At 71.2% G+C, this 21,811-nt stretch carries 24 protein-coding genes and 3 pseudogenes; 13 read left to right on the top strand and 14 right to left on the bottom strand.

What is annotated here, in order from left to right; all coding sequences use genetic code 11:
• Nucleotides 1-19: 19 nt before the first annotated feature.
• Nucleotides 20-223, bottom strand: a complete 204-nt coding sequence (locus tag VNL12_RS06970; protein ID WP_325592920.1) for an ester cyclase — start codon at nt 221-223, stop codon at nt 20-22.
• A gap of 28 nt (nt 224-251) precedes the next feature.
• Here VNL12_RS06970 and VNL12_RS06965 point away from each other — a divergent pair, with 28 nt between their 5' ends.
• From VNL12_RS06965 to VNL12_RS06955, 3 genes are all read left to right on the top strand, one after another.
• Entirely contained in the window at nt 252-899 is a 648-nt protein-coding gene (locus VNL12_RS06965; RefSeq protein ID WP_325592907.1) for a cyclase family protein, read from the top strand.
• 246 nt (nt 900-1,145) lie between these two features.
• Nucleotides 1,146-1,313, top strand: a complete 168-nt coding sequence (locus VNL12_RS06960; RefSeq protein WP_325592905.1) for a hypothetical protein — start codon at nt 1,146-1,148, stop codon at nt 1,311-1,313.
• 56 nt (nt 1,314-1,369) lie between these two features.
• Nucleotides 1,370-2,917: a N,N-dimethylformamidase beta subunit family domain-containing protein gene (locus VNL12_RS06955; RefSeq protein ID WP_325592903.1), complete on the top strand. Its 1,548-nt coding sequence runs from the start codon at nt 1,370-1,372 to the stop codon at nt 2,915-2,917.
• Nucleotides 2,918-3,001: 84 nt separating this feature from the next.
• Here the strand turns inward: VNL12_RS06955 and VNL12_RS06950 are convergent, their stop codons facing one another.
• On the bottom strand, nt 3,002-4,849 hold the full coding sequence (locus VNL12_RS06950; RefSeq protein WP_325592901.1) for a glycoside hydrolase family 3 protein: 1,848 nt from the start codon (nt 4,847-4,849) through the stop codon (nt 3,002-3,004).
• A 157-nt stretch (nt 4,850-5,006) separates the two neighbouring features.
• Here VNL12_RS06950 and VNL12_RS06945 point away from each other — a divergent pair, with 157 nt between their 5' ends.
• Together VNL12_RS06945 and VNL12_RS06940 are read left to right on the top strand one after the other, a co-directional pair.
• Nucleotides 5,007-5,396 (top strand): YidH family protein, encoded by a 390-nt coding sequence (locus VNL12_RS06945; RefSeq protein ID WP_325592898.1) that lies wholly within the window; start codon nt 5,007-5,009, stop codon nt 5,394-5,396.
• Nucleotides 5,393-5,713, top strand: coding sequence for a DUF202 domain-containing protein (locus tag VNL12_RS06940; protein WP_325592896.1), 321 nt, complete (start codon nt 5,393-5,395; stop codon nt 5,711-5,713). The genes VNL12_RS06945 and VNL12_RS06940 overlap by 4 nt, the downstream gene beginning before the upstream one ends.
• A 66-nt stretch (nt 5,714-5,779) precedes the next feature.
• Here the strand turns inward: VNL12_RS06940 and VNL12_RS06935 are convergent, their stop codons facing one another.
• Both VNL12_RS06935 and VNL12_RS06930 read right to left on the bottom strand, forming a co-directional pair.
• Nucleotides 5,780-6,856, bottom strand: a complete 1,077-nt coding sequence (locus VNL12_RS06935) for a DUF2855 family protein (RefSeq protein WP_325592894.1) — start codon at nt 6,854-6,856, stop codon at nt 5,780-5,782.
• Between the two features lie 748 nt (nt 6,857-7,604).
• On the bottom strand, nt 7,605-9,233 hold the full coding sequence (locus VNL12_RS06930; RefSeq protein ID WP_325592892.1) for an AMP-binding protein: 1,629 nt from the start codon (nt 9,231-9,233) through the stop codon (nt 7,605-7,607).
• Between the two features lie 159 nt (nt 9,234-9,392).
• On the opposite strand from VNL12_RS06930, the pseudogene VNL12_RS06925 reads away from it, so the two are divergent.
• Nucleotides 9,393-10,085: pseudogene (locus VNL12_RS06925) on the top strand (nucleotide sugar dehydrogenase); the annotation flags it as partial.
• A 169-nt stretch (nt 10,086-10,254) separates the two neighbouring features.
• Here the strand turns inward: VNL12_RS06925 and VNL12_RS06920 are convergent.
• Complete coding sequence (locus VNL12_RS06920) at nt 10,255-10,455, bottom strand: hypothetical protein (RefSeq protein ID WP_325592888.1); 201 nt, start codon at nt 10,453-10,455, stop codon at nt 10,255-10,257.
• Between the two features lie 147 nt (nt 10,456-10,602).
• Between VNL12_RS06920 and VNL12_RS06915 the strand changes: the two genes are divergently transcribed.
• Both VNL12_RS06915 and VNL12_RS06910 read left to right on the top strand, forming a co-directional pair.
• Nucleotides 10,603-11,727 (top strand): acyl-CoA dehydrogenase family protein, encoded by a 1,125-nt coding sequence (locus VNL12_RS06915; RefSeq protein ID WP_325592886.1) that lies wholly within the window; start codon nt 10,603-10,605, stop codon nt 11,725-11,727.
• 47 nt (nt 11,728-11,774) lie between these two features.
• Nucleotides 11,775-12,059, top strand: coding sequence for a type II toxin-antitoxin system RelE/ParE family toxin (locus tag VNL12_RS06910; protein ID WP_325592884.1), 285 nt, complete (start codon nt 11,775-11,777; stop codon nt 12,057-12,059).
• Between the two features lie 104 nt (nt 12,060-12,163).
• Here the strand turns inward: VNL12_RS06910 and VNL12_RS06905 are convergent, their stop codons facing one another.
• Together VNL12_RS06905 and VNL12_RS06900 are read right to left on the bottom strand one after the other, a co-directional pair.
• Complete coding sequence (locus VNL12_RS06905) at nt 12,164-13,447, bottom strand: MFS transporter (protein WP_325592882.1); 1,284 nt, start codon at nt 13,445-13,447, stop codon at nt 12,164-12,166.
• Entirely contained in the window at nt 13,444-13,911 is a 468-nt protein-coding gene (locus VNL12_RS06900) for a MarR family winged helix-turn-helix transcriptional regulator (RefSeq protein ID WP_325592880.1), read from the bottom strand. The genes VNL12_RS06905 and VNL12_RS06900 overlap by 4 nt, the downstream gene beginning before the upstream one ends.
• 80 nt (nt 13,912-13,991) lie before the next feature.
• On the opposite strand from VNL12_RS06900, the gene VNL12_RS06895 reads away from it, so the two are divergent.
• From VNL12_RS06895 to VNL12_RS20840, 5 genes and pseudogenes are all read left to right on the top strand, one after another.
• Nucleotides 13,992-14,372, top strand: a complete 381-nt coding sequence (locus VNL12_RS06895; protein WP_325592878.1) for a hypothetical protein — start codon at nt 13,992-13,994, stop codon at nt 14,370-14,372.
• Between the two features lie 75 nt (nt 14,373-14,447).
• A complete protein-coding gene (locus VNL12_RS06890; protein WP_325592876.1) occupies nt 14,448-15,497 on the top strand; it encodes an LLM class F420-dependent oxidoreductase in 1,050 nt (349 codons plus the stop codon).
• Nucleotides 15,498-15,527: 30 nt separating this feature from the next.
• Nucleotides 15,528-16,335, top strand: a pseudogene (locus VNL12_RS20850) (sugar phosphate nucleotidyltransferase).
• Between the two features lie 2 nt (nt 16,336-16,337).
• On the top strand, nt 16,338-16,925 hold the full coding sequence (locus VNL12_RS20845; protein WP_349257812.1) for a dTDP-4-dehydrorhamnose 3,5-epimerase family protein: 588 nt from the start codon (nt 16,338-16,340) through the stop codon (nt 16,923-16,925).
• 58 nt (nt 16,926-16,983) lie between these two features.
• Nucleotides 16,984-17,793 (top strand): annotated as a pseudogene (locus VNL12_RS20840) (dTDP-glucose 4,6-dehydratase); the annotation flags it as partial.
• A gap of 108 nt (nt 17,794-17,901) precedes the next feature.
• Here the strand turns inward: VNL12_RS20840 and VNL12_RS06875 are convergent.
• The 7 genes from VNL12_RS06875 to VNL12_RS06845 form a co-directional block, all read right to left on the bottom strand.
• Nucleotides 17,902-18,642 carry a queuosine precursor transporter gene (locus VNL12_RS06875; protein ID WP_325592870.1) on the bottom strand — a complete coding sequence of 247 codons (741 nt, stop codon included), beginning with the start codon at nt 18,640-18,642 and terminating at the stop codon, nt 17,902-17,904.
• 192 nt (nt 18,643-18,834) lie between these two features.
• Nucleotides 18,835-19,332: a GNAT family N-acetyltransferase gene (locus VNL12_RS06870; protein WP_325592868.1), complete on the bottom strand. Its 498-nt coding sequence runs from the start codon at nt 19,330-19,332 to the stop codon at nt 18,835-18,837.
• 207 nt (nt 19,333-19,539) lie between these two features.
• A complete protein-coding gene (locus VNL12_RS21200; RefSeq protein ID WP_414654857.1) occupies nt 19,540-20,064 on the bottom strand; it encodes a DUF6941 family protein in 525 nt (174 codons plus the stop codon).
• Nucleotides 19,967-20,236, bottom strand: a complete 270-nt coding sequence (locus VNL12_RS06860; protein ID WP_325592864.1) for a hypothetical protein — start codon at nt 20,234-20,236, stop codon at nt 19,967-19,969. Before VNL12_RS06860 ends, VNL12_RS21200 begins: the two co-directional genes overlap by 98 nt.
• Nucleotides 20,237-20,253: 17 nt before the next feature.
• Nucleotides 20,254-20,532: a hypothetical protein gene (locus VNL12_RS06855; protein WP_325592862.1), complete on the bottom strand. Its 279-nt coding sequence runs from the start codon at nt 20,530-20,532 to the stop codon at nt 20,254-20,256.
• 17 nt (nt 20,533-20,549) lie between these two features.
• A complete protein-coding gene (locus tag VNL12_RS06850; RefSeq protein ID WP_325592860.1) occupies nt 20,550-21,479 on the bottom strand; it encodes an IS1595 family transposase in 930 nt (309 codons plus the stop codon).
• A 40-nt stretch (nt 21,480-21,519) separates the two neighbouring features.
• Entirely contained in the window at nt 21,520-21,657 is a 138-nt protein-coding gene (locus tag VNL12_RS06845) for a hypothetical protein (RefSeq protein WP_325592857.1), read from the bottom strand.
• Between the last annotated feature and the right edge of the window lie 154 nt (nt 21,658-21,811).

Raw genomic sequence — 21,811 nt, 5'->3', positions numbered from 1 at the left:
TCGGGTCGTCCTGCGGTCCTCATCGCTCGGGCCCTGCACCCGCGAGGCCGAGCTGGCGGAGGATCGTGCCCGAGTCGAAGTACACCCGCTCACAGGTGATGCGGTCGCCTGCGAACTCGAACACCGCCGCCATGCGGCAGCGAAACTCCCGGCCCGTCGGAGGGTGGCCGGCGAAGTCGCCGCACGGTCGCGTGTGGCGCCACGTGAAGGAGCGCCTGGGCAGGTGGGTGCGACGGTGTCATCCTCGGGGCATGCGCCTGGTGGATCTCAGCCACGACATCGAGCACGGGATGATCACCTATCCCGGCCTTCCCGGGCCGGACATCGGAGAGCATCTCACCTTCGACGCCTCCTGCGAGCAGTACGCGGCCGGCACCGAGTTCACCATCGGGCGCATCAGCATGGTCTCCAACACCGGCACGTACCTCGACACCCCCGCCCACCGCTACCGAGACGGGCACGACCTCGCCGGCCTACCCCTGGAGCGCTGCGCAGACCTCCCCGCCGTCGTCATCGACGCTGACGGGCCCATCGGAGTCGATGCCTTCTCCGATGTCGCCGTGAGCGGCACAGCGGTTCTGCTTCGCACCGGGTGGGACCGACACTGGGGCACCGAGCGCTACGGCGACCCCGGACACGCCCATCTCACCGCAGACGGTGCTCGCGCCTTGGTGGACCGGGGAGCGGCCCTGGTCGGGATCGACTCGGTCAACATCGACGCCACCACCACCGGTGAACGGCCCGCGCACAGCCTCCTGCTCGGCGCCGGGATCCCGGCGGTCGAGCACCTGACGCACCTTCTCGAGCTACCTGCCACCGGGGCCCGTTTCACCGCGGTCCCACCCAAGGTGCGCGGACTGGCCACCTTCCCCGTGCGAGCGTTCGCCAGCGTTCCATGACCCCGCGCGCTTGCTGCTCGGGTTCAGCGACCCAACGGTCGCCGTCATCATCGATGTCGGAGAGCACCGCGACGAGAACATGCGGCGCGTCGATGCGGCGCGGGGTGAGAGCCGGGCGGGCGTGAGCGAGACCATCGGTGTCGCGTCGTCGGTGGGGGCCGGCACTCCTGACCCTCGGTTCAGTGACCTTTTCGCTGTGACGGAACAGAGCCCCTTCCCTTCCAGGGCCCGCTGCGACCCGACGAGGTGGCCGGCCGAATCGGGGCCCGCCGCGACCTGGCCGAGCGCCTCACCGACCGGCGCCTCACCGCCGGCCTGGGGCCCCGCCGCTACGGCAAGACCAGCCTCCTGCTCCGGATCCCCGTCGATGCCGTCAACGAGCACAAGGCGCTGGTGGCCGGCGTGCGCTCCTGAACGGGTTGCTCCTGCGACGCCGGACCGTGCCGAGGGCCCCACGCTAGGTTCCGCCGATGGCGTTCGAGACGGTCACCGGGTACTGCTGGCCCCAGTCGGTCGCGGGCGGGGCGAGGGTGGGGCTGCACCTGTCGTCGGCCGGGGGCCGAGACGTGGCCGTCGAGGTCGCCCGCGTCGGGTGGCAACGCGAGGTCGTGTTCACCGACACGGCCGTTGCCGCTGACCACCACCCCACGCCCACCGGCGCCGACCGGGAGGGCTGTGGGTGGCCTGCCGCGCTCGTGCTCGACGTCGACCGGGGCTGGCGCAGCGGCTACTACGAGGTCGTCCTCGACATCGACGTCGACGGATCCCGGCGCCGGAGCCACGCGTTCTTCGTGGTGCGCCCGCCCACGGGCGCGCCGGCGGCGCCGATCCTGCTCGCCCTGTCGACCAACACCTGGCACGCCTACAACGACTTCGGCGGTCGCAACCTCTACACGGGCGGCACGGCGGTCTCCCTGCAGCGGCCGATGTCGCCGGGCTACCTGCACAAGCCGCCGGGCGCCGGTCGACGCGTCACGACCGTCCACATCCCCGACCCGGAGATGGCGGCCCACCGGGGTTACCTGCAGCTGAACCACCTGTCGCCCTACGCCGGTTCGGCGGGGTGGCCGGACTGGGAGCTTCCCTTCCTCCGGTGGGCCGAGCGCGAGGGCTACACGATCGACGTCGTCACCAACGCCGACCTCGAGGACCATCCCGGCCTGCTGGCCGGACCGGGCGACGGCGGCTACTCGCTCTTCTTGTCGGTGGGCCACGACGAGTACTGGTCGAGCCCGATGCGTGACACCGTCGAGGGCTTCATCGGACGGGGCGGCCACGCCGCATTCCTATCGGGCAACACCTCGTTCTGGCAGGTGCGCCTGGAGGACCCGTCCCCCGAGGGCCCGGCGGCGACGATGGTGAGCTACAAGGGCCGCTTCAAGTCGGACCCGGTGTACGGCACGGACCGCGTCGGCGAGCTCACGAGCATGTGGTCCGACGAACTGATCGGGCGGCCCGAGAACCTGATGACCGGGGTCAGCTTCGCCCGTGGCGGCTACCACCGCATCGGGAGACGGGCCACCCGTGGCGCCGGGGGCTACACCGTCCACCGCCCCGACCACTGGCTCTTGGCCGACACCGGCCTGGGGTACGGCGACCTGCTGGGCGCCGAGAGCACGACGGTCGGCTACGAGTGCGACGGGTGCGACTTCACCTACCGCGACGGGCTGCCGCACCCGACCGGCGTCGACGGCACACCGATGGACTTCACCATCCTCGGGACCGCGCCCGCGCCCCACTTCACCCGGGAGACGGCGACCCGGCCGCCCCCGCCCGACGAGCCCTCGGAGGTGGAGTTCATCGCCGCCCGGGTCGCTGGCGGCGGCCGCACCCCCGGCGATGTGGCGCGCGTCGCTCACGGTCACGCCGTCCTCGGCACCTACACCTCGCCGGCCGGGGGCATCGTCGTCACCTCGGGCAGCACCGACTGGGCCCACGGCCTCGCCGGACACGACGAGCCGGTGGAGCAGATCACCCGCAACCTGCTCGACCGCCTCGCCGGACCGCCGGCCGACTGACGGGCACCCACGCTTCGCACCGAGCTGGGATGGGGGGTTCGAGGCGGGTGTGGTCCGGGCGTGGGGACGGGTCCTCACGCACCTTCACGAGGGAGCTCCTGCGAGCCCGGACCCGCCCACGCCGCCGGGTGCGGGGTACGTGAGCCCGAAACCGAAGGGGAACGCCGCCTCCACGCCGAGGTGGTCGAGGAGCTTCTGGCCGTGGAGGGGCCCGTACTCGATGCTCGTGGCGTTGCGGTCGAACGGCGGGAGGTGGTCTTCGCTGGTGGGGATGGCGAAGGGCAGTCGGCCGGTGGGGGCGCGGTGGCCGAGGACGATGTCGGCGAGGGCGTGGCCCCCCTCCATGCCCGGGTACCAGAGGATCACGATCCCGGGAACGAGGTGACGCCACTGCTCCATCAGCACGGCACTCGAGCACATCAGGACCACCACAACCCGGGCGTTGGCGGCGGCCGCGGCCTCGATCAGCGCCTCGTCGTAGGGGCGCAGGGTGAGCACGGCGCGGTCGCCGCCCTGGCCGATGCCCGGACCGGTGTCGGTGGCGGGCTGGAGCGCCGCCCCGAGCGGACCTTCGAGCTCGTGCGGCAACGGGGGGAACAGCCCGGCGAGCTCGGGGGTGTCGGCCAGGCCGACGTTCTCGCCCTCGTCGTCATGGGTGAAGCCCACGACCAGCAATACCACGTCGGCGTCGGCGGCCACGGCGGCGGCGGTGCCGTGGTCGCACCCGTCGTCGTACGCGAGGTCGACGCCCGTGGGTCCCAACGCCGCCCGCAGCCCGTCGAGCGGCGTGACCACGTAGGGCGGGCGAACGGCGCTGGACTCGCGATCCCCTGTGTTCTCGGTGGCCGCCAGCCGACCGATCACCGCGATCTGCGTGATCGAGGTCGGATCGAGCGGCAGGACCGGGGCGCCAGCGACCGCTTCGTTGCGCAGCAGGACGATCGAGCGGGTGGCCACCTCGCGTGCGAGGGCCCGGTGCTCAGCGCAGGCCACCACCTCCGGTCCGTAGGGCTCGCCATCGGGGGTCCCGGCGAACCGCAGCTGCTCGCGGAGGAGGCGTTGGACGGCCTGGTCGATCGTCGCCGTCGACACGTCACCGGCGACCACGGCGGCGGCGAGGCGCTGGTCGTGTTGCATCCGGAACGGCATCTCCAGGTCGAGCCCGGCGTTGACGGCCGTGGCGCTGTCGCGCAGACCGAAGACGAAGTCCGACATGACGAACCCCTCGAACCCCCAGCGCTCACGGAGGGTGGTGGTGAGCAGCTCCCGGTTCTGGCCGCACCACTCGCCGTTCAGCGAGTTGTACGCGGACATGACCGAGGCGACGCCGTCGCGCACGATCCGCTCGAACTGCGGCAGGTAGACCTGCTCGAGCACGTCGTCGGTGGCCGTCACGTCGACCTGGAAGCGGGCGTCCTCCATGCTGTTGAGCGCGAAGTGCTTCACACATGCCATCACGTGGCGCTGCACGCCCCGCACCAGGGCCGCGCCCATCTCCCCGACATGGCCGGGGTCCTCGCCGTAGGTCTCCTGGGCCCGGCCCCAGGCCGGGTGGCGCAGCAGGTTGACGCAGACGCCGGCGAACAGGTTGGCGCCCTGGGCGCGGGCCTCTCTTCCGATGGCCTCGCCCACCCGCTCCTCGAGGTCGGGATCGAAGGTCGCGCCACGGGCCATGGCGACCGGGAAGCACGTCGAGCGGCCAACCGTCACGCCGCGAGGGCCGTCGGTGAACCGGATGCCCTCGATGCCGAGCCGCGGGACGGCACCGGCGACGTAGGGCGTGAGGTTGTACCCCTCGGCCATCATCTCGATGAGCCCCGGCCAGAACTCCTGGTCGCCCGAGAGCATGCCGAGCTTCTCGTCGAGGGTGAGCTGGTCGCAGAGCTCCGCCGCTCGTTCGTCGATCTTGGGGGAACGTGCGCCGAAGGCCACCTCAGCGCCCCTCCCGCAGCAGCTCGTGGCGGTCGTCGGCCGGAACGCGTAGAGCGACGGTGACCACGAGCCCGACGTTACCGGCCAGATCGACGGGTCGAGCCCGCCCGTCGTCGGAGGCCCCTGTGGATCTTCTCGGTGTGGATACGGTGCAGGGATGACCGAGGAGCGGGAGGGCCCGGCCCGAGCACTGGGGTGGGGGCGCCGGCTTCGCGACGCCGGACCGGAACCCGATCCGCGGTTCACGTTCGCCAACGAGCGGACGTTCCTGGCGTGGATCCGGACGTCGCTGGCGATCATCGCCGCCGGCCTGGGCGTCGATGCCATCGCGACCGACCTGCCGTCGTGGGGACGGCGCTCCCTGGCCTGCGCCCTCATGGTGCTGGGAGGGGGCATGGCGGCGTCGTCGTTCGGGCGGTGGTTGCGTGCCGAGGTGGCCATGCGGCAGTCCGCGCCCCTGCCGCTCAACCGCCTGGCGCCGGTCGTCGCCTTCGGGCTGAGCCTGGGCGCGGGCCTGGCCATCGTCTTGGTCCTCACCCGCCGGTGACCGTTGCCCCGGGACCGTGGGACGACGGTCTGCAGAACGAGCGGACGACCCTCGCCTGGTCGCGGACGGCGCTCTCGATGGTCGCCGTGGGCCTGCTGGTCGCCCGGCAGTCGATGAGCGCCGTGGTCGGCGGTGCGCTCTTGATCGTCGTGCTCCTCGTCGCGGTGGCGATGGTGGTGGGCGCCGACCGCCGCCACCACCGGCGCACCGAGCGTCTCCACGCCGGCGCGGCCGTCGGTGCCCTCGCCGAGGTCGTCGCCGTCGCGGGCACGGCCCTCGGACTCGCCCTCTGCGGGTTCGTCGTGGTCCTGACCTGAGCGCTCCAAGACGGGGCGCGCCCGTCCCCCGGTCACGTCCGCGGTGCGGCGGTCGGGAGGCCGACGTCAGCTGTCGGCCGACGGCGACACGATGTGGCCGACGGTCGGGTCGGCCCGGTTGTCGAGCAGCTCGAGGTAGGTGCGACCGATGGCGTCGGGGCCGGCGCCGTGTTGGAAGGTCATCCACCCCCCGGCCCAGGGTGCGAAGCGGGACCAGGCCTCCTCGAAGCTGCGATCGAGCACCTCGGCTCCCCACTCCTGGCTCCGCTTGGCCACCTGGTCGGGCGCGAAGAAGAACGTGGGCGTCGGCCCCACGAGGTCGCCGGCCCCGGCATCCATCTCGTCCCAGTGAGTGCCGCCCAGGATCATGTCGTGGCGCAGGTCGGTGCCGTAGTGACGATGCACGCTGGTGCGCACCGCGGCCGAGCCGGAGACGTCGACGTACACCGCCGGTCCGGGCGGGAGCGCGTCGGCCTGGTCGTAGGCGAGGACCCGGTCATAGACGCCGAGCCCGGTGGTGAAGCCGACGTTGCCCGCCGACGTCAGGCCCACGACCTCGACGCCGACCCGCTTGGCGACGCGGTGAGCGACGCCCAGCGCGGTCTTCGACGAGGCGCTGGAGAGCACCAGAACGGTGGCGCCGAACCAGCCGTTGTCGGCCAGGAAGTCGTCGACGAGGAACGACGTGAAGAACAACGGGTACAGCAGCATCCGCTGGTCCTCCGCGGCCGAGCCCCCCTCCCCGCCGGGCGGGGCGAGGGTGTAGCGGTTGTAGGCGGCGGCCATCGGTGACCGGTGCGGCGCGGCGTCGGTGATCGAGCGGGCATCGACCCGGCCGACGGTGATGACCAGCTCGTCGGACATCGGGAGGAACCCGAACACGCGGGTGCCCGTCGCTACCCCTTCGTGGCGGGACTCGACCACGGTGGCGTACCCCCAGACCGGGACCCGCCCCCAGCCCTCGTCGGCGGGGAAGAAGTCCCAGTAGTGCAACATGTCGCCGATGACGGCGTAGGTGATGTTGTTGGCGCTGAGGCCGAAGCGCTCGATGCGAAGGCGGGCCTGACCGGGTTCGAGGGCCTCGGCGGGCCGATCGACCACCTGGGTCCGGTGGAGGTCGGTGCGGTTGACGTGCAGATCCATGGCTGTCCTCGGAGGGGAGGGTGGTTCAGGGAGCGTCCCTGGGGGGCAATGGTCGCGCGCTCGTCGGCGCGAGCCTGGTCGAACCCGACGCTCGGGCCGATGCTCGAGGGTGACGATCTGCTCACCAACCCTTCAAGTGTCGTTCGGCGTCTCGCCACCGGGAGGTGGTCGGCCCGAGAGGTGCCCTCCCTAGGTTCGGAACCGTCCCACCCAACCCCCTTCGGAGGACACCCATGACCGACCTGACCGACCTCGACCGCCGCTCCTTCCTCAGGCGTGGCAGCGTCCTCGCCGGCGCCACCATCGCCAGCACCACCGTGCTCGCCCGCTTCGACGCGGCATCCGCCCACGCCGCTCCCGGCGGACCCGACGGCAAGGGCCGGGGCCCCGGCAAGGGCCGCGGTCCTGGTCGCGGGCCCCGCGGCGCGACGGGTGGTCCGACGCATTGTGGAAACCGATCTCGTGCCCCTCGTCCTGCAGGCGGATTGCCCATGCCCGGTAGCCGGGGTCGGCGCAAGTCTGGCCTCCCGTGGTCGGTGGACCCGCGGGGGCGACGGGCCACACCGACTTGGTGACATACATCCCCAGGTCCGTGAGCACGTCGTAGACCGGAGGGCCGTTGACAACCGTGGTGCGGTCGGTGTCGTCGAAGATCGTGAAGGCGAAGCGCCGGCCGTCGGGCCAGGCGACCGCGGAAGGGAGCTCGCTCATCCCCGGTCGCCACCGAGTAACGGGCCCGGGCGGGGGGTCAGGATCCGGTAGGCCTGAGCTCGGCAGCAGCCCACGCCTTGAGCCGCTTGTAGTCGACCTTGCCGTTGGGGGCCCGACCGATGGTGTCGATGGCGAGCAGCCGCTTGGGGGCCTTGTAGGAGGCGAGCCGACCCTTCACGTTGGCGATCACGTCGGCCTCGTCGAGCTCGACCGCCGGGCTCAGCTCGACCACGCCGATGATGGCCTCGCCGAACCTCTCGTCGGGGACGCCGACGGCGACGGCGTCGATGATCGAGGGGTGGAGCTTCAGGGCCTCCTCGACCTCCTCGGGAAAGACCTTCTCGCCACCGGTGTTGATGCACACCGAGCCGCGTCCGAGCAGGGCGATCGAGCCGTCCGCATCGACCTGGGCGAAGTCGCCCGGCACTGAGTAGCGCTTGCCGTCGAGCACGACGAAGGTCGCCGCGCTCTTGTCCGGGTCCTTGTAGTAGCCGATGGGCTGGAAGCCGCCGACGGCCACCCGGCCGATCTGGCCCGAGTCGGGCACGACGTCGGCGCCGCCCTCGTCGATCACCCTCGTGTTCTCGCCCACGGTGAACGACGCGGTCTTGACCTCGGCGCCGGCGGCGGAGATGGACTGGCCCATGCCCACCGCCTCCGACGAGCTGAAGGCGTCGATGATCATGGCGCTGCTGGCGTGGGCCAGGAGCGTCTGCTTCACCGGCTCGGAGAACATCACGCCGGAGGACGTGATGGCGAGCAGGCTGGCCAGGCTCCAGCGGTCGGGATCGACCTCGAGGGCACGGTTGATGGGCTTGGCGAAGGCGTCGCCCACGATGGCGATGAGGTTGACCGCCTCGCGGTCGATCGTGTCGAGCAGCTCGACCACGTCGAGGTTCCGGGACTCCAGGGTGACGACGGAGCCGCCGCCCGAGAGGACGATGAGCTGGGTCATGCAGCCGGTCCCGTGCATGAGGGGACACGCCGGGAGCCCGACCATGCCGGGGCCGGTGACCCGGGCCCGCACCGAGTCGAGGTCCGCAGGGCCCTCGCGGACCTCGCGGTCGATGGCCGAGCCGACGAGGTTCCGGAACAGGTCGTCCTGGCGCCACATCACGCCCTTGGGCATGCCGGTGGTGCCGCCGGTGTAAAGCATGTAGAGGTGATCGCCGCTGCGCCCCCACGGCGCGACGACCCGATCGGGGTGGCTGGTGGCGGCGCCCTCGTAGGGGGTGGCCCACTCCGGGCAGGGACCGGAGCCGTCGTCGACCCAGAGCCACAGCCGGACCCGGCCGACCCTGTCGCGGATGCGCTCGATGGTCCTGGTGAAGGCGCCGTGGAAGGTGACGGCGACGGCATCGGCGTTGTCCCAGAGGTACACCAGCTCGTCGTCCGCGTAGCGGTAGTTGGTGTTGACCGGGGCCAGCCCGGCCTTCCACACGCCGAACATCGTCTCCAGGTACTCGGGACCGTTGTAGAGGTACTGGGCGACCTTGTCCTGCTCGACCACCCCCGCCTCCAGCAAGGCGTGGGCGACCCCGTTGGCCCGCTTGTCGAGCTCCCGCCAGGTGGTCCGACGCTCGCCGTGCACCTGGGCCGGCGCATCGGGGATCTGCTCGGCGATGGTCTCCCAGACCTCGGCGAAGTTCCAACCTGCGGTGGTCATGGGCGGGGGCTCTCCTGGGCGTGCGAGCGTCGGAGCCGGAGTGTAGGGGGCACCGTGCCAGCGCCGTGATGCCCGCCCGAGACCAGGGGCAGCCTCGTCCCGGTGGTGCCGTAGCATCCGCGACGCGAGGCGGGCCGTGATCAGAGGGAGGACGCGACGATGGGTGCCGTCGAGAAGCTGGTCGTCATGGGTCAGGGGTACGTGGGCCTCCCGCTCGCGGTGCGGGCCGTCGAGGCCGGCTACGACGTGGTCGGCTTCGAGGTCGACGCTCGGCGGGTCGAGGAGCTCGCCGCGGGCACCTCCTACGTCGAGGACATCAGCGATGACCGGCTCGCGGAGGCGCGGGCGACGGGGCGATACCGGCCCAGCCTGGCCGTGTCGGACCTCGAGGGCTTCGACGTCGCGGTGATCACGGTGCCGACGCCGCTGCGCGACCGCCAGCCCGACCTCAGCTTCGTGGTGTCGGCCGCCGAGATGCTCGGCGGAGCCCTCCGCCCGGCCGCGACGGTCATCCTGGAGTCCACGACGTACCCGGGGACCACCGAGGAGCTCGTGGGGGCCCGCCTCTCCGAGGTGTCGGGCCTGGCGGCGGGCCACGACTTCCACCTCGGGTACAGCCCCGAGCGCATCGATCCGGGCAACGCCACCTGGACCCTCGAGACCACGCCCAAGGTGATCTCCGGGGTCGATGCGGCGTCGCTCGCCGCGGTGAAGGGGTTCTACGACCGGATCGTGGAGCGCACCGTGGCTGTCTCGAGCCCCAAGGAGGCCGAGATGTGCAAGCTGCTGGAGAACACCTTCCGCCACGTCAACATCGCGCTGATCAACGAGCTGGGATTCCTGCAGCAGCACGCCAGCGAGGTCGCCCCCGACCTGACCGGCGTGGCCGCGGCCGACGGTGTCGTGCTGCTCGTGGACCACGACGGCACCGACCTCGGCCCCCTCACCGACGCGCAGTGGGTCCTCGACACGCGCGGCGTGTTGAACGGTGCCAACGTCGAACGCCTCTGACGGGCCGATCTCACCGTGGAGCCGTCGGCGGCTCGTCCAGACCGAGGCCGGCCCGCCGGTAGGTGCAGGCCAGAGCGTCGGCGAACTGCTGAACGGTGTGCCGAGCGACGAAGGCGTCGAACACCGCGGGTCGGCTCTGGAGCTCGATGACCCGGGGCTCGGGCATCGGCAGGGGGACGTGTTCGAGCTTGCGGCGCAGCAAGCCCCGCACGAGCCATAGCAACTCGTGCTGCGCTCGGGCCCGCGGCCGCGACCGCAGCCATGGCCCGAAGGTAGCCGTCCTGGCGCGCCGAATCGGTTGCGTCAGACCCGCGCCCACGACCGGTGGGCGCACCGGCCATTGCCCTAGGTTGCCGGCGTGGATCTCGAGCTTCCCGGCGACGACGACCCCAGGAGGGTGGCCGTGCGGGCGTGGCTCGCGGATCATCCGTCGCCCTCGGGCCGGGAGCTGGCGGGTGCGGGCTACGTGGCGCCTCATTGGCCCCGGCCCTACGGCATCGACGCCGATCCGATCCACCAGATCGTCATCGACGAGGAGCTGCGCCGGGCCGGGGTGAAGCGGCCCTCCAACCCGATCGGCATCGGCTGGGCGGGCCCGACCCTGCTCCACGCCGGCACCCCCGACCAGCAGGCCCGGTGGCTGCCCCGACTCCTGTCGGCCGAGGATGTCTGGTGCCAGCTCTTCAGCGAGCCCGGGGCCGGCAGCGACCTGGCCTCGCTCACCACCCGGGCCACCCGCGACGGCGATGAGTGGGTGATCGAGGGCCAGAAGGTGTGGACGTCGCTCGCCCAGCACGCCCGGTGGGGCATCCTCATCGCCCGCACCGACCCCCAGGCCTCCAAGCAGCAGGGCATCTCCTACTTCGTCTGCCCGATGGACGCACCGGGCATCGAGATCCGGCCTCTCATCGAGATGACCGGCGCCCACACCTTCAACGAGGTCTTCCTGAACGAGGTGCGCCTGCCCGCCGATCACCTGGTGGGCGAGGTCGACCGGGGCTGGGCCCTGGCCAAGGTGACCCTCGGCAACGAGCGCGTGTCGCTCTCGGCCGGGGGCGCGCTGTGGGGCATGGGGCCCCAGGCTGACGACCTGCTCGACATCGTGCGGGGCGCCGGTGGCGCGGCCGACCCGATGCTCCGCCAGCGCCTCGCCGGGCTCTGGACCGAGGCCGAGATCCTCCGCCTCATCCGCCTCCGCACCGTCACCGCCGCGATCAAGGGCGAGCAGCCCGGCCCCGAGGCGTCGATCCGCAAGATCCTGGCCGACGAGCACGGGCAGCGGATCATGGGCCTGGCCAAGGACCTGGCCGGAGCCGGGGGGATGCTCACCCAGGCCGGACCGTGCGGGTCGGCCGACCCCACGTGGGCGTTCGGCTACCTGTTCGCTCCTGCGCTGACCGTCGGTGGCGGCACCGGCGAGGTGCAGCGCAACATCCTCGGCGAGCGCGTCCTCGGCCTGCCGTCCGACCCGTCGCCGATGTGACCCCGAGTCGTCCCCCGGAGGCTCGGCGCGCGCCGCCCCCGACCTCCGTGTCCGCTGAGGACGCGCCCTACGAGCTCGTCGTCGCCGGGCCGGCCGCACGGGCCATCTCCGATGACCTCCCCGAAGCGGTCGCCACCGCGGTCATCGACCTCATCACGGGCCCGTTGATCGACAACCCTCAGCGCGTCGGCAAGCTCCTCCGCCACGAGCTCGAGGGCGTCTGCTCCGCACGGCGGGGTACCTTCCGGATCCTGTGCCAGATCAACGAGGCGGACCACGAGGTCGTCGTCCTTCGGGTCGAGCACCGTCGCTCCGCCAATCGCCGTCGGTAGGCAACGCTGCACAGGTCCCGTCGGCCCACGCCGGCGCCGATCCTCACCGCCGATGAGGCGATCGCCCGCGACGACGTCGAGACCCTGTTCGTGGGTCGCTGAGCTCAGTCGGCGAGGGTGACGGCCTGGTCGGTGGCGCGCTCGGCGGCGGGCGGGTCGAGCGGAACGGTGGCGTCGGGGTGGCGCAGGGCCCTCGTCGCCCAGCTCGCCGCGCCGAGGCAGGCCAGGCCACCGAGGGCGATGCCGGCCCGGGGCCCGGCGGTGTCGGAGACGAAGCCCACGATCGGGCCGCCGATGGGCGTGCTGCCGAGGAACACCATGGCCTGCAGGGCCAGCACCCGGCCCCGGAACTCGGGCGCGGCGCGCATCTGCACCACCGCGGTCGACGCGGTCATGAACCCGATGCTGGCGATGCCGAGCACCACCGCCACCGGGAAGGCGACCCAGAGCGCAGGAGCTGCGGCCAGCGCGAGCATGGCGGCGCCGAAGCCGGCGGCGGCCACCACGATCTGGTGGTTCGTCACCTCGGACCGCCGCGCCGTCCAGAGGGCGCCGACGAGCGAACCCAGGCTCAGCACCGAGAACATGACGGTGAAGGTGCCGTTGCCGCCGCCCAGCGGACCCATGACGAGCAACGGGATCGTCACCTGGAAGTTGAAGGCGAAGGTGCCGATCGCCGCCATCATCACCAGCGGCACCACCAGGTCGCGCTGTGAGCGCACGTAGCGGAGGCCGGCGCGCACCTGGCCCTTGCCCCGCAGGGAGGGGACCGTCGGGTGCAGCTCGGCGGTGCGCATGGCGTAGAGGCCGTAGAGCACGGCGAGGTAGCTGAGGCCGTCGATGAGGAACGCCCAACCGAACCCGACGGTGACGACGAGGGCCCCGGCGGCCGCCGGTCCGAGCACGCGCGAGCCGGTCATCACCGCGCTGTTGAGGCTGACCGCGTTGGCCACTATCTCCTTGGGCACCATCTCCACCACGAACGCTCGGCGCGCCGGGTTGTCGAAGGCGGTAAGCACGCCCTGCACGAGGGCCAGGGCGTAGATCACCGGCACGGTGGCGTTGCCGCTGAACACCACCGCGGCGAGCACCAGTGACTGCACCATGGCGCCGGCCTGCACCTGCATCAGCAGGCGACGCTTGTCGCTGCGGTCGGCCACGCTGCCGGCCCACGCCCCGAGCACCAGCACGGGGAGGAACTGGCAGGCGGTGAGCAGACCGATGGCCACCCCTGAGCCGGTGAGCTTCAGCACCAGGAGGGTCTGGGTGACCATCGTCAGCCAGGTGCCGGTCTGGGAGATCAGCTGACCCGAGAGGAAGAGCCGGAAGTTGCGGACGTGGAGGGCGCGGAAGGTGTCGCGGGCGCCGCCGCGGATGCGCCCGGTCACGTCGGGTCGACCTCATCCGCGGTGAGGGCCTCGAGCAGGGGGAGCAGGGCGGCGAGGCGGTCGACGTCGTTCGTCGGGAGGGCGGCCAGCCGGGTGGCCAGCCAGGCGTCGCGGCGACTGCGCATCTCGGCGAGGTCCTGGCGGCCGGCGGCGGTCAGCCGGGCCCGGTGGATCCGCCGGTCGTCGGGGTCGTGGATCTTCTCGATCAGCCCGTCGGCGACCAGCGCGGCCACCGCCTTGGTGACCGTCGGCGGAGCGACCCGCTCGGCCGCGGCGAGCTCGCCGAGGGTCGTCGGCCCCTGCCGGTCGAGGGTGGCCAGGATGCCGATCCCGGTGAGGCTGTGGCCCACCGCGGACTCCTGGCGCATGCGCCGCGACAGCCGCCCCACGGCGAGGCGCAGGCTCGCGGCGGTGCCGGCGAGATCGGCCGGCGAGGTGGCGCGAGGGGCGGGTGCGGAGGTCATCAGTTCACCAAACTAACGACCCTAGGCGCGAGCCCCTCACCGTTTCGGGATGGCTTCTGTCTCCCGGCTACGGTCCCGGCGTGGCCAAGCGAGACGACGCGCCCGAGGTCCTGCGCAAGGGCGACGAGGTGATCTGCGCCCGCGACCTGCGCGAGGTGCCCGAGGGCACCGCCGGCAAGGTGGTGCTGGTCAACGGGCTCACGTGGATCCGGTACTGGGTCAGCTTTGCCAACGGCGTGGCGGTGGGCTCCATCAACCGCCACGACATCGCCACGCCGGCCCAGTGGGCCCGGCGCCTCGAGGGCGGCGACGAGGTCGACACGGCCGCGGCCGGCGGCGCGGAGACCGCCGCCGGCGGGGCCGAGGCGGGCGGTGGAGGCGGTTACACCCACGGCGGCGTCCTCGTCCCCCAGCTGCTCATCGACCGCGCCAAGGCGGCTCGCGAGCGCCTCGGCGCCTGATCCGCCCCGCGGCCGGGTCCAGCCTCGGCCGGTAGGGTCGCCGGTCACCCCCCGTCTCACCGCAGGAGTCCCGCGATGCAAGTCAGCATGCAGCTCAGCTACTCGGGCGGCTTCAAGGAGTCGGCTCAGCAGGTCGCCGAGCTCGAGCGGGCCGGGCTCGACCTGGTGTGGGTGGCGGAGGCCTACGGCTTCGACGGGGTCAGCCTCATGGGCTACCTCGCCGCGAGCACCGAGACGGTCCAGATCGCCTCGGGCATCCTGCCGATCTACACCCGGACGCCCACCCTGCTGGCCATGACCGCGGCCGGTGTCGACGCCCTCTCCGACGGCCGCTGCCACCTCGGCCTGGGCGCCTCGGGCCCGCAGGTGATCGAGGGGTGGCACGGCGTGCGCTACGACAAGCCGCTCGGGCGCACCCGCGAGATCGTCTCGATCTGCCGCGAGGTCTGGGCCCGCGAGGGTCGCCTCCGCCACGACGGGCCGATCTACCACCTGCCCCTGCCCGAGGGCGAGGGCAGCGGTCTGGGCAAGCCGCTCAAGATCATCGCCCACCCCGTCCGATCCCGGATCCCCATCTGGATCGCATCGCTCGGCCCCAAGAACGTCGAGACCACCGCCGAGGTCGCCGATGGCTGGATGCCGATCTTCTTCCACCCCGAGAAGGCCAAGGAGGTCTGGGGCGACGACCTGGCCCGGGGCCACGCCAAGCGGGCGGCCGACCTCGACCCGCTCATGATCACCGCCGGCGGCATGGTCGCCATCGGCGACGACGTCGCCGGCTTCCGGGAGATGGCCCGCCCCATGATCGCCCTCTACGTCGGGGGCATGGGCGCCAAGGGCCACAACTTCTACAACGACCTCGTGCAGCGCTACGGCTTCGAGCAGGAGGCGGCCGAGATCCAGGACCTCTACCTCGCCGGCCAGAAGGACGAGGCCGCGGCCAAGGTGCCCGACGCCCTGCTCGAGGCCACGTCGCTCTGCGGTCCCGAGGGCTACGTGCGCGAGCGCATCGCCGCCTTCGCCGAGGCCGGCGTCACCCACCTCAACGTCATCCCGATCCCCACCGGCGACCAGACCCAGGCCACCCTCGTGAGCCAGGTCAAGGAGTGGTGCGAGGCCCTCTGAGGCCACGCACCGGCGCGGAGGGGAGCTCGGATGAAGGGGCTGATCCTCGCCGGGGGCCAGGGCACCCGCCTGCGGCCCATCACCCACACCCGGGCCAAGCAGCTCGTACCCGTCGCCAACACGCCGATCCTCTTCTACGGCATCGCCCACATGGCCGAGGTCGGCATCACCGACATCGCCATGATCATCGGCGGCGAGACGGGAGACGAGGTGCGCGACGCCGTCGGTGACGGGTCCCGCTGGGGCGTGTCGGTCACCTACATCGCCCAGGCGGCGCCCCTGGGGCTGGCCCACTGCGTGCGCCTCGCCCGCGCCTTCCTCGGTGACGACGACTTCGTGATGTACCTCGGTGACAACATGCTCCAGCACGGCTTGGGGGCCCTGGTGGCCAGCGGGGAGTCGGCCCGGGCCGGCGCCGCCCAGGACCCGTCCGCGGCTGGCGGCGGGGGAACGCCGCCCGCCGCCCACATCCTGCTCACCCCCGTCCCCGACCCTCATCGCTTCGGGGTGGCCGAGCTCGACGTCGACGGCGAGGTGGTCCGCCTGGTCGAGAAGCCCGCCGAGCCGGCCTCGGACCTGGTGCGCGGCCCGGCCGTGATCGGCCCCGGCGCCCAGGTGGTCGACAGCTACATCGGACCCTTCACCTCGGTGGGCGCGGGGGCGACGATCCTCGCCAGCGAGGTCGAGAACTCGGTGCTGCTCGAGGGCGTCCGCCTCGAGCGTGCCCCGCCTCGTGGACTCCCTGATCGGGCACGGCACCGAGGTCCTGCGCTCGGGTCGTTCCCCTCGCGCCACCCGGCTGCTCCTCGGCGACCACTGCGCCGTCGACCTCCAGTAGCCGTGGCCGAGATCACCCCCTCCCACCGCATCGACGGCGTCATCCTCGTCCGCCCTGACGTCCACCACGACGAGCGGGGACGTTTCGTCGAGACCTACCGCCGGGAGTGGCTCGCTCCCGGTCGGGAGGAGGAGATGGAGAAGGAGAAGGAGATGGTGCAGGCCAACCTGGCCGAGCGGTCGGCCGGGGCCATCGTGGGGCTCCACTACCACCTCCGCCAGGCCGACTACTGGCACGTGGTGCGGGGCCACGCCCGCGTCGTGCTCCACGACCTGCGGTGCGGCGGTCCCACCGACGGTGCCACCCTCGTGCTCGACATGGGCGAGGTGGAGGGTGGGGCGAACGACCACCTCGGCGTCTACATCCCGCCCGGCGTGGCCCACGGCTTCGCCTCGCTCACCGACCTCACCCTGACCTACCTGGTCGATGCCTACTACGACCCCGGCGACGAGCTCGGGGTCGCGTGGGACGACCCCGCGGTCAGCGCTGACTGGGGACTGATCGACCCGGTCCTCTCGGCGCGGGACCGCACCAACCCCGGGCGCGACGCCATCGACCCGAGGTGGCGACCCCGCGCCGGGCGGGGCTGAGGGTGCGGGTCTCGTCACCGGCGGTGCGGGCTTCGTCGGCTCGAGCTTCGTCCGCCACGTGCTGGCCACCAGCGACGACTCGATCACCGTGCTCGACGCCCTCACCTACGCCGGCCGGCTCGAGAACCTGCAGGGCCTCGACCCCCGTCGGGCCCGGTTCGTCCCCGGTGACATCACCGATCGCGCCGCGGTGGCGGAGGTCGTCGCCGGACACGACGCCGTCGTCCACTTCGCGGCCGAGAGCCACGTCGACCGTTCCCTGCTCGACCCGGACGTGTTCGTGCGGACCAACTGCACCGGCACCAACGTCCTCTGCGACGAGGCCCGCCGGGCCGATGTGGAACGCTTCCTCCACGTCTCGACCGACGAGGTCTACGGGTCGATCGAGGTCGGTGCCTTCCGGGAGGGCGACGCCCTGTCGCCCAGCTCGCCGTACTCGGCATCGAAGGCGAGCAGTGACCTCATCGCCCTGTCCCACCACGCGTCCCACGGGTTGTCGGTGGTCGTCACCCGGTCGAGCAACCAGTTCGGGCCCCACCAGTTCCCCGAGAAGCTGATCCCGTTCTTCGTCACCACCCTCCTCGACGGGGGGAGGGTGCCCCTGTACGGCGACGGCCTCCACCGGCGCGACTGGCTCTACGTCGAGGACAACTGCGCCGCCGTCGACCTGGTGCTCCGCCGGGGGGAGCCCGGCGAGATCTACAACATCGCCGGTCACAACGAGCGCACGAACCGCGAGGTCACCGAGGCCGTGCTGGGCTGCCTCGACCTCGACGAGTCGCACATCGAGCCCGTCGTCGACCGATCTGGTCACGACCGGCGCTACGCCGTCGACACCACCAAGGTCGAGGCCCTCGGAGCGTCGCGCGGTCGCCCCTTCGCACCGGCGCTCGAGGAGACCGTCGCCTGGTACGTCGACAACGAGTGGTGTGGAGACCGCTGCGAGGTGGCGTGCGGAACCGCTGAGCCGGAACCGTCACTCGTCGATGCGGCGATCGCGGGTGACGTAGATCAGCGGTACCGAGGCGACCGAGACGAGGCCCTTGACCCACAGGTTGACCCAGAAGATGCTCCCCACCGTGGCCCAGGGCAGGCCGTCGGTGCCGAGCAGGGTGATCGGGGCGAAGGCGCCGAGGGCGAAGATCAGGTTGTCGACCGGCACGCTGATCGCGTTCGACACCAGCACCCGCAACCATTGGAAGCGGCGGGTGATGCGGGTGACGAACAGGTGGTACACCTCGGTGTCGATCAGCTCGCTGATCACCATGGCCGCCAGCGAGGCCACCACGATGCGCCACAGCGGGCCCAGCACCGCCTCGTACTCGGCACCCAGGCCCCACGCCGGGTCGCTCTCGACGCTCGCCGTCCACGCCAGGTAGGCGGCGAGGAACAGGTTCACCCCCGCGCAGGTGAGGACCAGCGTCCGGGCTGCGCCGCGACCCGCCACCTTGTGCACCACGTCGCGCAGGGTGAAGGTGATCGGGTAGACGAAGGTGCCCATGTCGACCGACTGGCCCAGCACCACGCCGATCTTCAAGCTCGTGACCTGGGCGATCACCTGCGCCCCGGCGTAGGCGCCGATGGCGATGACCGCGGCTCGGGCCAGCACCGGCGACGAGGCCGCGGGTTCGGCGGCGCCGGACGACGAGGCCCCGGGTATCGGGGCGCTGTCGGCGTCGCCGTCGACGGTTGCGGACGAGCTGGTCGCCTCGGACATGGCGGGGCTCCTCGGTTTTGGTCAGGCGGGGGGCCGACACCGCCGCGACCTCGGATGCCTCGACCTGTCGGCCGCCCCGGGAGGTCGCCGCCGGGTCCGTCCGTCCATCATGGCCGCGCTGATGGGCTCGGACCCCAACCTTGGGAAATGACTTACTTGACTCACCCGAGACCTGGTACGTTCGGTAGTGGCTCAGTTTGATTGAGCGGCTTGGCGGATCATAGTCCAGGACGATCCGTGCTCCTCGACCGGCTGGAAGCCAACCGCCTCGTAAAGACCACGCGCCGGATTGTCGCCATTCACGCTGAGGCTCAGAGCCGGGTGGCCCTGAGCAACGCTCGCCTCGATGAGGTCGATCAGAAGTCGTCGGCCGATCCCTTCGTGCCGACGCGACGCGATGACGGCGATCGACAACTCGGGAACGTCCTCAGCGACGAAGCCATAGCCATGGCTCATCTCGGTGTAAGTCCGATACCAAGCCGCGCCCACCGGTCCACCCTGTTCGGCAACCAGCCCGTAGTCACCTCGCCTCGGCCATCCGGCGAGGTACATCGCGTAGCGCGGATCGGTGAGCACCTGGTCAGCGGTCGGTGTCGGCTTGTCGGGGCGCCAGACTGCGGCCTCGCCAAGCATCGTCGCGAGAAAGGTGAAGTCCTCAACCCCGGCCGGGCGACACCGAACGTCCTTCACGCTTGGTCAGTCAAGCACGACGACCAGTCCCGAGCTAGCGACGTTGCTCCTCGGCCCGCTTGCGGTCCAGCTCTTCCTTCGGGACGCGGACCAGGCGACGGGTCAACGCTTCAAAGCGGTCGAACTCATCGTCGGGCGTCGAAGTCACTATGACGGTGGAAGTCGTTGGGTTTGACCCAGTGCTCCCCGTTGCGTACTGCGGTGTGGTCATGATTCGCCTTCCTCAGTGAGTGGTAACTCCGCCTGCGGGACCTCCACCGCCACGAAGGGGACGGAGGCCTGGTGAACACCGTCCACGAGCAACTCGAAGCTATACGCGGTCGCCCGCGGGATCAGTAGGTGCGCCAGAGGTATGGGAATGGGCACGTTGAACTCCTCGCCGGGCTGCATCGGCCCGGTCGCGACCATCGAGAACTCGGCTTCAGCACGGACGATTTCTTGCCCGTCTTGGTCGACCAGGACACACCTGAGGGTGTGGGTCTCCTTCCGCTCCGTCGGATGCACCATGACCCGGACGGCAAGCGACACACCCAATGGGCCAGGCCAAGACGGGCGCTGCAGCCGGGTGATCCCGCCACCCAGAATGTGGAGCAAGTCGTCCCGGACGGTGACCGCGTCGCAGAGGAGGGCGCAGTCAATCCGCACCGACGTCCACCCGGGCAGGTCGCACGGGTGCCGCCGTCGAGAGGCCACCCGACGTACTGAAGGCGCCGGTGAGCATCCAGACCGCATCCTCGCCCAGCCCCGTCACCTGCGAGATGACTACCGCCGACGGGGCGGACGCCTGCGTTCCCCTGCCGAGGGCCCGCTCGTACTCGCGACGCGTCAGAACAACATCGACCGGGACACCCGCGCCGAAGTCTGACCAGAACTCCTCGGCTGTCATGTCCGTCTCGTCATCCATCGCGCTTGACCTCCACCTCAGTCGTCTCGGATGGCCGTCCCAAGCCTCCAGACGCCATCGTCCTCGTCGACAGGGTAGAGCACCACGAGTAGCCTGCGGCCGGCAGCCGTCCGACCGGCGACCTTGAGCCTCCACCCCCTCTCGTCATCATGCACCCATCGAGAGGCCTCGACTGGCGTTCGGACGACGGCCTCATCGACCTCCCACGGGGTGATGCCGTCGTGCTTGTGTGCGACCTTCTCGAGGACTCGTTCACTTTTCGCAACCACTGCGATCAAGGCGACGGCCCGCGGCACCGTCGCACCTTGCCATCTCAGGCCCTCCCCGTGACCTGATCCCACGTGAGCCGCCGCCCGGCGACCATCTCGACGACGGTGGCGAAGCGGGTGAGGTCGTCGGCCTCGCGGTGGTTGAAGGTGAACACCCGCTCGTCGATGTAGCGGAACAGGTGGAACGGTTCGACGGAGATGTAGGTGCCGTGGAGGCCGCGCTTGAGGAGGGACCAGAAGTTCTCGATGCCGTTCGTGTGGACCTGGCCGTCCACGTAGACGTTGGCGTGGTCGACGGTGGCGTGGTCGTAGTCGTCGGCCAGGGCGCGGTAGCCGGCGAGTCCGTCGGTGTACAGGTTGGAGCCCTCTGCGACGTGGTCGCGGACGAAGGCGTCGAGGGTGGCGGGGTTGCGGTCGGGGACGACGGTGGCGGTGACCTTGCCGTCGCGGGACTTGGCGCCCATGACGACGGTCTTGTCGGCGCCGCCGCGGCCGGAGACGATCTTCCGCTTGCGGACGTTCTCGTGCATGTTGCGGGCCTTGCCGCCGATGAACGTCTCGTCGACTTCGACGGTGCCGTCGAAGCGCTCGAAGGTGCCGGTCTGCATCGCGAGGCGGATGCGCTGGAGCATGAACCACGCCGACTTCTGCGTGACGCCGATGGCCCGGCCCAGCTCGTGGGACGAGATGCCGTTCTTCGAGTTGGCGATGAGCCAGATGGCGCACAGCCACTTGTCCAGCTTGATCGGGGAGTCCTCGAAGATGGTGCCGACCTTGACGCTGTACTGCTTGGCGCAGTCCCGGCACTTCCAGACCCGGCGGGAGGCGAGGTAGTAGTGGGCGTCGGAACCGCAGCGGGGGCAGACGGGGCCGTTCTCCCAGCGGAGGGAGGCGACGAACTGGACGCACACGTCCTCGTCGGAGAAGTACCGGACCGCCTCAACGAGGGTGCGGGGGAGGCGCTGCGTGGGCATGTGGTGAGTATACTGCTCACGGCTTGGTGAGTCAAGTATATTATTGCCCAACCTTGGACCTCTGTCCCCCGTGGTGGCTGACCCCGAAGTCGGGGAGGTCGTCGTTGACCTCGACCCGGTGGCGGCCCATGCGGATGTCGACGTAGCGGCTGGCGAAGCCGTCGGGGACCCCGGACATCACCTCGTTCAGCTAGGGCTGGGCGCCGGCCTGCTCGTGGGTGGCCACCAGGGTGTTGGCCTGGAACATGAGCTCCTGGCGGCGTACCGGGTCGTCCTCGCCCACGGCGGCCACGTAGGCCTGGAAGCCCCGGCGGATCTCGGCGTCGCCGTCG

The organism is Iamia sp., assembly GCF_035575815.1.
Taxonomy (GTDB): domain Bacteria; phylum Actinomycetota; class Acidimicrobiia; order Acidimicrobiales; family Iamiaceae; genus Iamia.
Note: the sequence above shows the minus strand (reverse complement) of the source record. Positions and strands in the feature narration are given on the sequence as shown.